The sequence below is a fragment of the Butyricimonas sp. DFI.6.44 genome (assembly GCF_022132345.1).
Taxonomy (GTDB): Bacteria; Bacteroidota; Bacteroidia; order Bacteroidales; family Marinifilaceae; genus Butyricimonas; species Butyricimonas muris.
The window spans coordinates 96,361-111,294 of sequence record NZ_JAKNJD010000014.1; the positions used below are offsets into that span (position 1 = coordinate 96,361).

Annotated in this window: 14 protein-coding genes and 1 pseudogene; 9 read left to right on the plus strand and 6 right to left on the minus strand. The window is 46.8% G+C overall.

The window, feature by feature from the left end; translation table 11 throughout:
• Nucleotides 1-82 precede the first annotated feature (82 nt).
• From L0M98_RS18420 to L0M98_RS18435, 4 genes are all read left to right on the plus strand, one after another.
• Complete coding sequence (locus tag L0M98_RS18420; protein ID WP_099289949.1) at nucleotides 83-310, plus strand: 4Fe-4S binding protein; 228 nt, start codon at nucleotides 83-85, stop codon at nucleotides 308-310.
• 18 nt (nucleotides 311-328) lie between these two features.
• Entirely contained in the window at nucleotides 329-1,417 is a 1,089-nt protein-coding gene (locus tag L0M98_RS18425; RefSeq protein WP_099289948.1) for a 3-methyl-2-oxobutanoate dehydrogenase subunit VorB, read from the plus strand.
• A gap of 3 nt (nucleotides 1,418-1,420) precedes the next feature.
• A complete protein-coding gene (locus L0M98_RS18430) occupies nucleotides 1,421-2,188 on the plus strand; it encodes a thiamine pyrophosphate-dependent enzyme (RefSeq protein ID WP_186977320.1) in 768 nt (255 codons plus the stop codon).
• A gap of 160 nt (nucleotides 2,189-2,348) precedes the next feature.
• Nucleotides 2,349-2,900: a 2-oxoacid:acceptor oxidoreductase family protein gene (locus L0M98_RS18435; protein ID WP_099289946.1), complete on the plus strand. Its 552-nt coding sequence runs from the start codon at nucleotides 2,349-2,351 to the stop codon at nucleotides 2,898-2,900.
• 39 nt (nucleotides 2,901-2,939) lie between these two features.
• Here L0M98_RS18435 and L0M98_RS18440 read toward each other — a convergent pair whose 3' ends face one another.
• Together L0M98_RS18440 and L0M98_RS18445 are read right to left on the minus strand one after the other, a co-directional pair.
• Entirely contained in the window at nucleotides 2,940-4,565 is a 1,626-nt protein-coding gene (locus L0M98_RS18440; protein WP_227217194.1) for a sodium/sugar symporter, read from the minus strand.
• A 25-nt stretch (nucleotides 4,566-4,590) separates the two neighbouring features.
• Complete coding sequence (locus tag L0M98_RS18445; protein ID WP_227217193.1) at nucleotides 4,591-5,745, minus strand: galactokinase; 1,155 nt, start codon at nucleotides 5,743-5,745, stop codon at nucleotides 4,591-4,593.
• Between the two features lie 170 nt (nucleotides 5,746-5,915).
• On the opposite strand from L0M98_RS18445, the gene L0M98_RS18450 reads away from it, so the two are divergent.
• The gene (locus tag L0M98_RS18450) at nucleotides 5,916-6,902 is read left to right on the plus strand and encodes an aldose epimerase family protein (RefSeq protein WP_227217192.1); all 987 of its coding nucleotides are present in this window, start codon (nucleotides 5,916-5,918) and stop codon (nucleotides 6,900-6,902) included.
• Between the two features lie 15 nt (nucleotides 6,903-6,917).
• The gene (locus L0M98_RS18455) at nucleotides 6,918-7,364 is read left to right on the plus strand and encodes a hypothetical protein (protein WP_227217191.1); all 447 of its coding nucleotides are present in this window, start codon (nucleotides 6,918-6,920) and stop codon (nucleotides 7,362-7,364) included.
• Here L0M98_RS18455 and L0M98_RS18460 read toward each other — a convergent pair.
• The 3 genes and pseudogenes from L0M98_RS18460 to L0M98_RS18470 all read right to left on the minus strand — a co-directional run bounded on the left by L0M98_RS18460 (nucleotide 7,336) and on the right by L0M98_RS18470 (nucleotide 10,390).
• Nucleotides 7,336-7,839: pseudogene (locus tag L0M98_RS18460) on the minus strand (TolC family protein). The gene L0M98_RS18455 and the pseudogene L0M98_RS18460 sit on opposite strands and share 29 nt — an antisense overlap.
• Nucleotides 7,836-9,374: a DHA2 family efflux MFS transporter permease subunit gene (locus L0M98_RS18465; RefSeq protein WP_186977333.1), complete on the minus strand. Its 1,539-nt coding sequence runs from the start codon at nucleotides 9,372-9,374 to the stop codon at nucleotides 7,836-7,838. Before L0M98_RS18465 ends, L0M98_RS18460 begins: the two are co-directional and overlap by 4 nt.
• Complete coding sequence (locus L0M98_RS18470; RefSeq protein ID WP_227217190.1) at nucleotides 9,371-10,390, minus strand: HlyD family secretion protein; 1,020 nt, start codon at nucleotides 10,388-10,390, stop codon at nucleotides 9,371-9,373. Before L0M98_RS18470 ends, L0M98_RS18465 begins: the two co-directional genes overlap by 4 nt.
• 1,124 nt (nucleotides 10,391-11,514) lie before the next feature.
• Between L0M98_RS18470 and L0M98_RS18475 the strand changes: the two genes are divergently transcribed.
• Genes L0M98_RS18475 through L0M98_RS18485 form a run of 3 tightly spaced genes read left to right on the plus strand, consistent with a single transcriptional unit; the run spans nucleotide 11,515 to nucleotide 13,710 of the window.
• Nucleotides 11,515-11,910 (plus strand): hypothetical protein, encoded by a 396-nt coding sequence (locus tag L0M98_RS18475; protein WP_186977337.1) that lies wholly within the window; start codon nucleotides 11,515-11,517, stop codon nucleotides 11,908-11,910.
• A complete protein-coding gene (locus L0M98_RS18480) occupies nucleotides 11,907-13,211 on the plus strand; it encodes a DUF3440 domain-containing protein (RefSeq protein ID WP_227217189.1) in 1,305 nt (434 codons plus the stop codon). The genes L0M98_RS18475 and L0M98_RS18480 overlap by 4 nt, the downstream gene beginning before the upstream one ends.
• A complete protein-coding gene (locus L0M98_RS18485) occupies nucleotides 13,198-13,710 on the plus strand; it encodes an IbrB-like domain-containing protein (RefSeq protein ID WP_099289939.1) in 513 nt (170 codons plus the stop codon). The genes L0M98_RS18480 and L0M98_RS18485 overlap by 14 nt, the downstream gene beginning before the upstream one ends.
• An 85-nt stretch (nucleotides 13,711-13,795) precedes the next feature.
• Here the strand turns inward: L0M98_RS18485 and L0M98_RS18490 are convergent, their stop codons facing one another.
• Nucleotides 13,796-14,902 carry a pyridoxal phosphate-dependent aminotransferase gene (locus tag L0M98_RS18490; protein WP_176554859.1) on the minus strand — a complete coding sequence of 369 codons (1,107 nt, stop codon included), beginning with the start codon at nucleotides 14,900-14,902 and terminating at the stop codon, nucleotides 13,796-13,798.
• Nucleotides 14,903-14,934: the final 32 nt, after the last annotated feature.

Consider the following 14,934-nt stretch of genomic DNA (forward strand, 5'->3'; position numbering starts at 1 on the left):
TTGTAATTTTATCCCGTAAATGCGTTACAAACTAAAAGAGAAATAGAGAATTTATTTATAAATCATAACCTATTATTCAATTATGGCAAAATTTAGAGGCGCTGTCGTCGTTGACAAAGAAAAATGTAAAGGATGCAACCTTTGCGTGGTCGCGTGTCCTACCAAAACTCTTGCTTTGGCAAAAGAGGTAAACGGTAAAGGATACAACTACTCCGAGATGGTAAATCCGGAAGCATGTATTGGATGTGCCAGCTGTGCGCTGGTATGCCCTGACTCGGTAATTACCGTTTACAAAATGAATGTAGAATAAGAATAAAAACTACCAAAAATGGCAGAAGTAAAATTAATGAAAGGGAATGAGGTAATAGCCGAGGCCGCAATCCGTTGCGGATGTGACGCATACTACGGTTATCCTATTACCCCGCAATCCGAAGTCATGGAAACTCTCATGGCACGCAAACCGTGGGAGGAAACAGGAATGGTTGTGTTGCAGGCCGAGAGTGAATTGGCCTCCATCAACATGGTATACGGTGCCGCCGCTTGCGGTAAAAAAGCTATGACATCTTCATCCAGCCCCGGTATGTCGCTAATGCAAGAAGCACTCACGTACTTGGCAGGAGCCGAGTTACCGTGTCTGGTCGTGAACGTTGTACGCGGAGGCCCAGGATTGGGAACCATCCAACCGGCACAGAGTGACTATTTCCAAGCAACCAAAGGTGGTGGTCATGGTGACTATCACTTGATCGTGCTTGCTCCCGCTTCCGTGCAAGAAATGAATGATTTCGTGGGTCTTGGATTTGACCTCGCTTTCAAATATCGCAATCCCGCCATGATCCTTGCCGACGGTGTTATCGGACAGATGATGGAAAAAGTTCAATTGAGCGAACCCAAAGCTCGCTGGACAGAGGAAGAGATCGAAAAAATGTCCGATAGTTGGGCATTGACCGGAAAGAAACCGCATCGTTACCACAACACGGTTACTTCTCTTGAACTTGACTCTTACAAACAAGAAAAGTTCAACCACAAACTTCAGGCTAAATACAAGGAAATGGAAGAGAACGACGTTCGCTTCGAGGAGATCCAATGCGAGGATGCAGACTACCTGCTCGTGGCTTACGGATCAGCTTCCCGTATTTGCCAAAAGGCCGTACAACTGTGTCGTGAAAAAGGAATCAAAGTGGGTATCCTTCGCCCGATCACGCTTTATCCTTTCCCGAAAAAAGAAGTGGCTCGCTTGTCAAAACAAGTTAAAGGTATCTTGACTGTAGAGATGAGTGCCGGACAAATGATTGAAGACGTTCGATTGAACGTGGCAAACCATGACATCCCGGTAGAACACTACGGACGTTTCGGGGGTGTGATCCCGACACCGGAAGAGATCGTTGAAGCACTTGAAAAACAAATTATAGGAGCATAAGCTATGTCAGTAGAATTAAAAGATATAATAAAAGAGGAGAATATTGTTTACAAGAAAACTCCCGTGCTTACCGACAACGTGATGCACTACTGCCCGGGATGTTCCCATGGCGTGGTTCACAAAATCTTGGCGGAAGTGATCGAAGAAATGGGTATTCAGGACAAGACCATCGGTGTATCTCCGGTAGGATGTTCCGTGCTCGCTTACAATTATTTGGACATTGACTGGGCGGAAGCAGCTCACGGTCGCGCACCTGCCGTTGCTACCGGAATCAGCCGCATTCACCCGGATCGTTACGTGTTCACGTACCAAGGTGACGGTGACTTGGCATCTATCGGATGCGGGGAAATCATGCACGCTTGCAACCGTGGTGAAAACATCGTGGTGATCTTTATCAACAACGCTATCTACGGTATGACCGGGGGACAAATGGCACCAACCACCCTTCTGGGACAGGTTACCGCTACCACTCCTTACGGACGTGACGCCAAGTTGAACGGATTCCCGATGAAATTGACCGAATTACTCGCTCAATTGGACGGAACTTGCTATGTAACCCGTCAGTCGGTACATACCCCGGCTAACGTGCGCAAAGCAAAAGCCGCTATCCGCAAAGCATTCGAGAATACCCGGAAAGAAAAAGGTACTTCTTTCGTGGAAATCGTCGGTACTTGTAACTCCGGTTGGAAAATGACCCCGGTTGACGCCAACAAGTGGATGGTTGACAACATGTTCCCGAAATACCAGTTAGGAGACATCAAAGATAATTGAAAATGCAGAATTGAAAATTGAAAATGAATATCCTTCAACTTTCAATTTTCAATCGCAGTTTACAAATTAGACGAATTAAAACAATAACAAGAAACTTGAAGATTGTCAATAATCATTTTCAATTTTCAATTTTCAATTTTCAATTTTCAATTTACTAATTATGACAGAAGAAATCATTATAGCAGGATTCGGTGGGCAAGGAGTTCTTTCCATGGGAAAAATTCTCGCTTACTCCGGAATTATGCAAGATCAAGAGGTGGCATGGATGCCGTCTTACGGTCCTGAAATGCGCGGTGGTACTGCCAACGTAACCGTCATCCTGAGTGACGAGCGCATCAGCTCCCCGATCTTAACCAAATATGATACTGCCATCATTCTTAACCAACAATCAATGGATAAGTTTGAGAGCATGGTAAAACCCGGTGGTGTCTTGATCTACGACCCGAACGGTATTACCCACAATCCCACGAGAAAAGATATCAACATCTACAAAATCGAGGGAACAGCCATCGCGGCTGAAAAAGGTAACCCGAAAGTATTCAACATGATCGTTCTCGGTGGCTTCTTGAAAGTAAAACCGATCGTGAAATTGGATAACGTGGAAAAAGGGTTAGCAAAATCATTGCCCGCCCGTCACCACAAGATGATCCCGATGAACATCGAGGCTATTCAAATGGGAATGGACAACGTTGAAGTTGTAAACCAACTATAAAAACAAAGCCCCGCTCCGGCGGGGCTTTTTAATTCTCTCCTACCAGCACAACGTATATATCACCGCCAAAAGAATACAGATAATATAGGCACAGATATTAAATACTTTATCTGTTTTGAATAACTCGGAAGTCAACACCAAGCCTTTCGGGTCATCGTCGGTTTCACAGGTTGCCAGACTAACCATACCGATTGTTACCATCGTCAACAGGAAGGTGTACATCATCTGATCGAGGAACGGCATTTGTATCGGCAAAAATTTCAGCAACAACGCTACCGGGATAGAAACCAGCACCCCGATAATGGCTCCCCGGTTGGTCGTTTTCTTCCAAAACAATCCCATCAGGAACACTGCCAAAATACCGGGGCTCACCAATCCCGTGTACTCTTGAATATACACAAACATCTGATCGAAATTCGCCATCAAAGGAGCGATAAAACCGGCTATAATCAAAACCGCAGCAGCAGTTAACCGCCCCACGTTTACCAACTTCTTGTGAGAAGCACCGTGATTTATGTAAGGTTTATAAATATCCATCGTGAAAATGGTAGACGTGGAATTTAACATGGAAGCCAACGAAGACACGATCGCCGCCGCCAAAGCCGCGAGAACCAATCCTTTTAATCCCGTGGGAACGAAAGTTCCGATCAGCCACGGGTAAGCCTTGTCATTACCACCCGTCATCTCGAACATCGCCGTTACCGAGGAATCTTTTGTCTCCGTGTACATCACGAAAGCCACGATGCCCGGAATAACCACTATCAACGGAACGATCAATTTCAAGAATGCCGCGAAAGCTATTCCCCTCTGGGCTTCCTTTAATGACTTCGCCGCCAGTGTACGCTGGATGATATATTGATTGAACCCCCAGTAATACAAATTCGCTACCCACAGACCTCCTACCAGAACGGCGATTCCGGGCAAGTTCTTAAATTCCGGGTTATCCTTGGAAATAATCATGTGAAACTTGTCCTCTGCCGTATCCACCACGTGCTTGAAGCCTTCCACCACTCCGCCGCCGGGCAACACGTTATCCAAGGCAATCAAAGTTGTAATCACACCGCCGATAATCAATAAAGCGACTTGAATCACATCCGTCCAAGCCACTGCCGACAGTCCCCCGTATATGGAATAAGCGGCCGCCACGAAAGCAAGGCACACGATGGAAGGGATAAACAAGTCCCCGTTGCCCGTACCGATAATCGTGTCTATCGCTTTTGCCCCGAGAAAAAGCACGGATGTCAAGTTGACGAAAACAAACAAAGCAATCCAAAAAACGGCAAGTATCGTTTTCAAATTCTTGGAAAAACGCTTCTCCACGAACTCCGGGATGGTGTATAACCCTTGCTTGATAAAAACAGGCAGGAAAAACTTACCCACGATAATCAACGTCAAGGCGGCCATAAACTCGTAGGAAGCAATAGCCAACCCCACGGCAAAGCCCGAACCGGACATCCCGATAAACTGCTCGGCAGAGATATTAGCCGCTATCAGAGAAGCCCCGATAGCCCACCACGGCAATGATTTACTAGCGAGGAAATAATCCTCCGTTGTCTTTTGTACGCCTTTCTTTCCCCTCGAAACCCACAAACCCACGGCAATAATCATAACGGCATATAGCCCGAAAATGAGATAATCCCAGAATTCAAAATTCGTGTTCAACATCTTTCCAATTATTTAGGTTTGTACTTTAGTAAACTTTCCGCACCCCGTCGCCGATATCCGCCACGTAGAACTCGGCATTCAAACCGATCTTGTCATGGTAAATCCCGGCAAGCCTCTCGATAAAATCCTGCACGTTATCCTCTTGCACAAGGCTCACCGTGCAACCGCCGAAACCGCCGCCCGTGATACGGGAACCCAACACACCGGGCAGTTTCTGCCCCTCTTCCGCCAGAGTATCCATCTCCCTGCCGGTGACCTCGTAATCCTCTTTCAACGAACGATGCGAGTCGTTCATCAATTGCCCGAAGCGAGTCAGATCACCTTTTTGGAGCACCTCGATCGCCTCGTTTACCCGTTCGTTTTCCGTCACGGCGTGACGAGCCCTTCTATACACCGTATCGTTCGGCATAAGATACGCCAGTTTCTCGAATGTCACGGGACTGAGATCGCAAAGATGAGCGGTTTTCACTTCCCGGTTGATAGCCGCCAATGCTTGTTCGCACTCGCTTCTCCGTTCGTTATACTTGGAAGTCTCCAAATCGTGATTCTTGTTCGAGTTGGTGATCACTAATTTGTAACCGTTAATATTCAAGGGTATCAAATCGTAATCCAACGTGGCACAATCCAGCGCGATGGCATGTTCCTTCTTTCCCATTCCCACGGCAAACTGGTCCATAATCCCGCAATTCATCCCCACGAAATCGTTTTCCGCGTGCTGGGACATTTTTACCAGCTCGACCGTGTCTAAATTCGCTCCCAGCAGATCATTCAGCATATACGCCGTCACCACCTCCATCGAGGCGGAAGAAGATAGCCCCGCACCACCGGGAATATCCCCGAAATACAATATATCGAAACCCCACGGGTTGAATCCCCGGTTCGCAAATTCTTTCATGACGCCCAAGGGATATTTCACCCACTCGTTCGGTTTACCCGTGAAAGCACTTTCATCCAGCACGCCCTGATACGGCAGATTCATACTGGCAAAACCGCTTTTACGATCACCCCGACGGGCAACCGATAAATAAGTCCCGAAACTCAAGGCACAAGGAAACACCCGTCCCCCGTTATAATCAATATGTTCTCCGATCAGATTCACCCGTCCGGGGGCAAAATAAAGATGTTCCGCCTTTCCCCCGTATATCTCTTGAAATCCCTGTTCCAACACGCTTGTATCCATGGTGTAGAATTTAAAATTTAGAGTTTAAAACGATACGTAACAAGAGCTTTGACAGCTTTTGCACGACCATTGTTTACAAAGTTAAAGTATTTTCTTTAAAATTTTGACGGTACATGAATGAAAATCGTCGTCTATTGCTTACTTTTATGACTCGATAAAAATCACGAACCATGAAACTGAAAGAATATATCTTGAAAAACGAGTGCCTTGAGATTCATGTCTGTAACCTCGGCGGAATCATCAAAAATCTATTTGTCCGTGATTGCAAATGGAAGCAGACGGACGTCGTACTCGGGTTCGATACTGTCGAACAATACGCCGAGTCCGCATACCTGAATAATTACCCGTATTTCGGCGCACTTATCGGACGCTATGGCAACCGGATAAAAGATGCCGCTTTTGAAATAAACGGGCAAACATTCTCTTTAGATAAAAACGACAACGGGAATTGCCTGCATAGCGGTTCGGCAGGATTTGACAAGCGAATTTGGGATGTCGAGCAACCGGATGACGAACACTTGATCCTTCGCCTTACCGATCAAGACGGAGAGGGCGGTTTTCCCGGGACATTGGATGTCACCGTACGGTACTCGATAGAACAAAACGTGTTTCGGGTCATTCACGAGGCAACCTGCGACAAAGCCACCCACGTGAACCTCACGCAACATCCTTACTTCAACCTCAAACCGGATGACGAGAATATAGGAAATCACGAGTTGCACCTGTATTCCCAACGCTATCTCGAAACAACTCCCGATTTGATTCCCACGGGCAATATCCTCCCTGCAGAAAACAAGTACGCTTTCAATTTCAACAAACCGCTTTTCCTTGCCTTACAGGAAGACGGGTTGGACGATTGCTACGTGTACGGGGACCTCGGTGTACCGCAACTCATGGCTGAATTGTCCCACCCGAAGAACGGGATCACGCTCACCATTCTATCCGACTACCCCGGACTGCAAGTATATACCGGCAAACACATCAACGTGCCAAACGGTAAAAACGGTAAACATTACGGGGCTTATTCGGGCATTGCCCTAGAAACACAAATGTTCCCCGACAGTCCTCATCATCCCTCGTTCCCCGCGACATTACTCAAGCCGGGCGAGGTGTATCGTCATAAAACGGTTTACTCGTTCAACTGCTTTAACGTATAAAAAAAACATACAACTATGAAAACAGCTATTACATCTATTCTGGTTTTACTTTCTCTATTAACTTTTGGTGAAAACAAATGGACATTTACCGCCAAGGACAAAAAAGTTATAGAGGAAGCGGTTTCTGAAATCCCGGACTCCACTCGTCAACGCTTTGAAAAACGATATAAAGACTGGAAACATGCTTGCGATACAAATCACAGAGTAAAATTAAGCAGCCGCTCTGATGCTTCCAAAGAAGTTGAAGAATATAAAACCTTGATAAAAATGGGTGACATCATCCTTCCACTGCTAATACAAAAAATGAGTGAAGATATTAGCAGAAATTTCTTTGACTTAGTCCCGTACAACGAACTGCAAAAAAATACAGACTTAAAAATAAACGCGCTCATGTCCGAACAGGACAAGGCATACCAGACGGTATTATTCTGGATTATGGATAGATTATCGTCCTCCCGATAGCCACCATCAACTGGTAGTACATGAGCGTGTAATTGATTTTTTCCTGTTCCAATTGCAGTTTGGTATTCGTAACATTGGTAGAACTGGTTAGCAATTCGAGATTCGTGATCGCACCTTCCCGATAGTTCACTTCCGCTTAGCGATAGGTTTCCTCCGCCACCTTTACTTGGAGTGCAAGCAATTCTATTTTCGTTCTGCTGGAATGAAGGTCGTTATAACAGGCGACTATCTCGTTTTCCACTTGTTTTTCCAACAGACGGATAGCCGCATCGGCTTGAGCCGTGCGGGACTGACCGATGATTTTTTCACTCCGGCGGTTACCGCCATCGTAAATGGAAACGCACAGAGTGACACCCGCGATATAATTCATCTTCAAGCGGTCAAGATGGGGCTGGTAACCGTTTTTAGCACCTGCCTGAAAAACAGCCGACAACATTACAATAACAGATAATATACGTCTCATATAATCATTCATTTTGTTTTCAAAAAGAACATGGGAATAATCGCAAGTATCGTGATCACGAATGCCACGTAGAATACATCGTTGATCCCGCTGATATACGCCTCCATATCCACGTGTTCGAGAATATATTCTTTCGCGTAACTGACCGACTCGGAATGTCCTAATCCCCCGTTAGAGGCAAAAAAACGGGCTAACCCGTCAACCGTATTCGAATAGGTCTGCCCCGTGTAAGCTATCGCCTCGTGATAGCGTTCCGTGTGATAAGTCTGTCGTTGAGTCAACAAGTGACTGAACATCGCCACGCCGAAACTTCCCCCGATTTGCCGCACGATATTCGTGACACTCGATGCCTGTGCCATCTGCCGGTTACCGATTTGCCGGAATGACACGTTCAGCAAAGGGGGATAGAGGATACCCAACCCGACACCCCGCAAATAAAGACTCACCATAATATACCATTTGTCCGTGAGAAAGGAAAACGAGTAGTTCATGTAGAAACTGCTACACAGGAGTATCAGCCCGGTCATAATCACAATCTTGGGATTCACCCACCGCGTCATATTTCCCGCCATGGGCGACGCCACCGCCTGCAGGAATCCCACGGGCAAAAAGAATAACCCGGTCTGGTAAGCCGAATACCCCAGTGAATCCTGCATGTACAAGGGTATCAAGAAAGTACTCCCAAACATCCCGATACCGAAAATAAACACGATCAAGTTCGCCAACGAGAAATTATGATCCTTGAATATCTTCAAGTTAATCATGGGATTCTTCACGGTCAGTTCCGTGTAAAGAAACAACACGAAACTCACGACCGCCACCCACATACACCCCAACACGAGGGGACTGGACCACCCTTTCGTGTTCGTGCTCGACGTCACCTCCGACAACCCGTACAGGAATACCGGCAGAAAGATCGCCGAAGTGATAAACCCGGGAATATCAAATTTTTTGCTCACTCCCGTCTTGTACTCCCGTTGCACGATCAGCGTGTATATAATACTGAATATCCCGATAGGTATATTCACGAAAAAGATATAATTCCAGTTCAGGTTATCCACGAGATATCCCCCGATAAGCGGCCCGAACGAAACGGACGCCGCCGAAGCTATCGCCCAAAAACCGAGTGCCATCCCCCGTTGCTCAACGGGAAAAACGGTCGTCACGACCGCCATCCCCACGGGCATCAGCAACCCGCCTCCCACGCCTTGGATAATACGCCAGAACACGAGTTCCCCGATAGCCGTGGAATTCCCGCACATGAACGAACCGACGGTAAAGACCACCAACGAGAAAACAAAGATGCGCTTGTACCCGAAACGGTCAGACAACCACCCCGCCGCCGGAAGTATCGTTGCCATGGAGAGCATATACCCCGTGAGAATCCACTCGGCACTATTCATCGAAGCCCCGAGCGTACCCATAATCACGGGCAGTCCCGTATTGACCACCGTCGAATCGAGTACCGCCATAAAGGTGGTAAGCATCACGTTAAGCAACACGAGCCATTTATAACTTCCTCCCCCGGCAACAGCAGTTTCGCTCATTCCTTCACGATTTTAACGGTTGCCGACATTCCCGATACCAGTTTGACCCGGGCTTTCTGCCCGTCGTCCCCCTCCACCTTGTCAATAGAAATCTTCAGAGGAATACGCTGCGTCACTTTCGTGAAATTACCGGAAGCGTTATTCGGCGGCACGAGAGCTAACTCCGACGCCGTGTTATCCCCGATATAATACACCCGCCCCTCGAAAGTCAGTTTGTCGTAAGCGTCCAGCGTGAATTGGGCTTTTTGTCCCAAGTATATCTCTTTAAACTTCGTCTCTTCAAGATAAACCGCCACCCAGATATCCGTTCCCCGGTTCAAGGTAAACGCCGTCTGTCCCGCCTCGAGCATATCCCCCGGCAACACCCACCTCTTGCCGACGATTCCGTCAGCGGGAGCCAACACCCGATAGTATCCCAACTCCGCACGTGCCGAGGCAATCGTCGCCTCCACGGCACGTATCGCGGCCTCCGCGGCTTTCAATTCCGCCTCAACCGCGGGGAAACGGTCACGAGCTATCTCTGTCTGCAATTTCGAAGCTTTCCATGCCTGTTCCACGTCTTGATATTTCTCGAGCGGAATCACGTTACGCTCGTACTGCGCCTTCGCCCGTTGATAATTCTCGAGGTTCAACTGTTCGGTCAACCGGGCAATATCCAACTCTTTACGAGCCGTCACGAGGCTCACCCGCCGCGAGGCAAGTTGAGCCAATTGCTGTTCTCTTTGCGCTTCTGCTTGACTTACGCGAGCCAAAGCAACGCTATCGTCAAGAGTCAGCAGCAGATCTCCTTGCCGCACGGTATCCCCCTCCATCACGTACAAGCGGGTCACCTGCCCCATCACCTGTGACGAAACACCGATCCGGTACGTGTCGAGATTCGCGTCATCCGTGCTAATATACTTCCTGTAATTCAGCCACCATAGAACAACAGCAACAATGGCCACGATAATAAAAATAATCAAGAATATAATTTTCTTCTTCTCTCCTTTCTTGGAGACTCCTACTGCATCTGCCATATATCGTATTTAGTTTAGTTAGAATACCTCATATAAACGTAGGGCAAATAATTTAGTTATAATAAATTTCACCCGATCACGGACTTTCCCTCTCTAAAGACGAATCTTATCTTAAAATTTAAAATACAGATTCCAGCACATGGAATGTAAAATTACAATACCGGCTATCAAGAATTACGGTATCAATAAAGCCGGCAATATTAAAAACAAATACAATAATCCAATATTGCACCAAACTATTCAACGAAAATTCTTAATATTATCAAATATACTCGTGTAACACAACCAATAAACGGACACTTCCAATTTCACCTAAATACCGATATATCAAATATTAAACTATCAACCACCACAATTACACGTTAAGATAAATAATACCCCTCGCTAAAAAAAATGCCGAATATTGACAATTTTATATGCTTATTGTTGCGAATAACAAAAATTATTTATTTCTTTGTTATCCAATATTGACGCTATTTCGTCAAAAGGGCGTTCTTTGTTACATTGACTTTACACGGAAATTGCCGCTTATTCCCGTTACTTTTGGGATATGTCATAGTTTTGACTCAAACTGTTAAAAGCATGAAGTGAAATGAATATCCACTTTCAGACAAACTAGAATTTTCAAAAATCGGCGTGATGCTGAGTTGGTGTAAAGCAAAGACAGAGAGTGCGGTGGAAGATTGCTAGGGTCTTCCACCATTTTTAAGGATACTTTAATTTGAACTATACACTGATCGGGAAGTTTATTGCACAACACAATAACTTCCCGGTTTATTTTTTATCACGCGACTTGGAAAACCACAGGCATCATTCACGGTCGGTGAATTTTATTTTCACGAATATTATGGAGCATGTATATAAAGATACGAGATATTTCACACCTTATCAAAATGAACAAATTTACGCTGAAAACGGACACTATTATTTTACCTTTAAAACAAATGAACACATAGCCGCACAGCATAGAAGAAGTCAAATTCACTTTCAAAAAAGAATACCGCACACACCCAGACCTCTCCGGCACTCGTCAAATACCCGGTAAATATTTCATTGAAAGGTTTTTTTACCATCATTTTGAATCATTGCCAATCTTTATTAAATTTGCCAGAAAGAGTTCGGCAATGAATATAGAAAAATTACATGGAACGTCAACCCGGTTGTATCAACTCGTGGCTCCACTGGTGATGAGCCCTCCCGTGCTCCGCCAGAACAACAATTATCCTTTCAAAACCTCCGACCACCACGTGTGGTTCGTGGCATTGGAAGAGGAAAAAGTACGCGGCTTTATGCCCGTCGAAGTGAAAGACTCGTGCGTATGCATCGACAACTATTACGTGTCCGGTGAAAATACCACGTTGTTATCCATGTTTGCCCGGAAAGCGATCGACGAATTTTCCGGGGAAAAACCCTTGTACGTGATTTCCCACACTCCCCACGCGGATACATTCCGCGCGTGTGGATTTACCGTCAAGAAAGAATGGAAACTGTATGTAAAGATGATACACGAACCGAAATGAGAAAAGCCAGAAGTGTATATGACGCGGTACAGGCACGATTGGAGCGGATATTCTCCGACTTCGATTATGTCTACGTTTCCTTCTCCGGTGGGAAGGATAGCGGAGTTCTATTAAACCTGTGTATCGATTATATCCGTCAACACAGGTTGAAGCGAAAACTCGGGGTATTTCACATGGACTACGAGGTACAATACCAAGAAACCATTCGTTACGTGGACCGGGCTTTGGCTGACAATCCCGATTTACTGGAAGTTTACCGGGTATGCATTCCCTTCAAGGTATCCACCTGTACCTCCATGCACCAGCGTTTCTGGCGCCCGTGGGAAGATGATTTACGACACCTTTGGGTGAGGGAAATGCCACAAAACTGTTACCGGAAAGAAGACTTTGATTTCTACACGGAAGACATGTGGGATTATGACTACCAGAACAAATTCGCGGAATGGATATATCGACAAAAAGGAGTCGAGCGCGTTTGTTGTCTGATCGGTATCCGCACGCAGGAAAGCTACCACCGCTGGCAGGCAATACATGGAGCCAGAAATTACCACAGTTACAAGCACTTGAAATGGACTCACCGGATCAGTAAAGGCATTTACAATGCTTACCCCATATTCGACTGGCAAACCACGGATATATGGACGGCGAACGGCAAGCACGGCTGGGACTACAACCACCTTTACGACTTATACTACCAAGCCGGGGTTCCGCTCGAACGCCAGCGCGTGGCAAGCCCGTTCATCTCGCAGGCATTACCCAGTTTGAAACTCTACCGGGCAATCGATCCCGACACGTGGGGCAAAATGGTCAGCCGCGTGAACGGGGTGAATTTCACCGGCATATACGGCGGCACCACCGCCATGGGGTGGCAATCCATCACCCTCCCCGAAGGCATGACATGGGCTGAATACATGAAATTCCTGCTCTGTACCCTGCCGGAAGATACCCGCCGGAATTACTTGAACAAACTCTCCACGAGCATGGAATTCTGGCGTAAGAAGGGAGGATGCCTTGCAGAAGAAACCATCGCCAAATTACGTCGGATGGATATCCCCATCACGGTCGCCGAAAGCACGAACTACAAGACCGACAAGAAACCCGTGCGCATGGAATATCAAGATGACGTGAATATCCCCGAGTTCAAAGAACTTCCCACGTTCAAAAGGATGTGCATCTGTATCTTGAAGAACGACCACGCCTGCAAGTACATGGGATTCGCCATGAATAAAACCGAGAACGACCGTCGCAAACGCGTCATGAATAAATATAAAGCATTAATGGACAGCTATGGAAAACTTTAACAGCCCCGTTTACAAGGTAATACCCGTACCCATCGACAAAGTCGTCGCCAACTCGTACAACCCGAACGTAGTTGCCCCGCCGGAAATGAGCCTGTTGGAACTCTCCATCTGGGAAGATGGCTATACTATGCCCGTTGTATGCTATTACATCCCGGAAAAAGACATCTACGAGCTGGTGGACGGCTACCATCGCTACAAGGTCATGAAAACCTCGCAACGCATCTACGAGCGCGAACACGGTATGCTCCCCGTCGTGGTTATCGACAAGGATATTTCCAACCGTATGGCATCGACCATCCGCCACAATCGCGCCCGCGGCACCCACAGCATAGAACTGATGACCGAAATCGTGACAGAACTCACGAAAGCCGGCATGTCCGACAGTTGGATTCTCCGTAACATCGGTATGGATAAAGATGAACTTCTACGTTTGAAACAGATATCGGGACTTGCGGAACTCTTTGCCGACAAGGAGTTCACGCTGACGAAAGAAGACTGAATTGATTTAGTGATTTATGATTGACGATTCAGTGATTCCAGCCGCACGGGGCGTACACGCAAATTACCACCCCGTGCGGCTGGCATCACTGAATTTCATTAAAGTACTTCACGAGCTTCTCGTGCGGCACGGACACGCAAATCCGGGCAAAGCCTTTCGCGTACTCCTGTTTTGTCTTCGTGAAGAAATCAAGTCCCACCGCCCCGATGTAATGATCCATTAACTCCTGTTCACCACGATTCACGATAACGAAAATACCCCGCGGGCTCGTTCCATGATAAAATTCTTCAGCAAGAAAACCCCGCTCCCGCAAATAATCGATATTCAAGGCGATATCACGTGTCGTGCGTTCCTTGAAAGCCGTCACGGCGGCACGTCCCTCCGGTGTTGTCAACAAACGCAACACTAGTTCCTGAGCGAAACCGTTAATCCCGTTCGTGTTATACATCACGCGCACTTCCAATTCGTCGTGCAACTCCTTGTTGCAAGTATGTACGAAACCCAACCGCTGCCCGCTCAACCCCACGGACTTGCTGAAACTCTCCGTGATAATCACGTTCTCCATGTTTATCAACCTCGTATAATAATCATCGGTAGCATCCATGTACAGGCGGCGGTACGGGCAATCGTGAAACACAACCACCCCGGCATCGTTCAACGCGCTGATAATAGCCAATTGCTCCCCGTCGTCGTGCTTATCGCCAAGCGGATTACTCGGATCACTAATCAACACGGCATTTCCCCGTAACTCGTCAATCATCCCCGTCAAATCGGACTGATTATCATACCCCACACTCTCGATACCGCGAATCTTCAACATCTTGAAATAACACCCCCAGTAATAAGTCGGCAGATACAACCGTCCGATATTTACCGTCTGCGCCACCAGATCGAGCGCATGCATTCCGCCCGCCGTAATCAATATATTATCCGGGGAAGACTTCCCCATGAAAAACTCATCGTTTATCGCCGCCCGCAACTCCGGTCGCCCGGCACCATGCGGGTACACCTGTATTTCCGGCGAATTGAAATCAATACCTTTCACGACTTCCGTCAAGTCGATATTTACCACTTGATTCACACCCCTGTTCAACGGTAAATACTCCTTCCCGTTCTTCCGGGAAAGCTCTTTCAGCGTCTCGCCCAACTGTACTATACGGGAAAGCACCGCCCCACTCTTGTTGATTTTCATTGTCATATTATTTCTTAAATCCTTCAATCGTA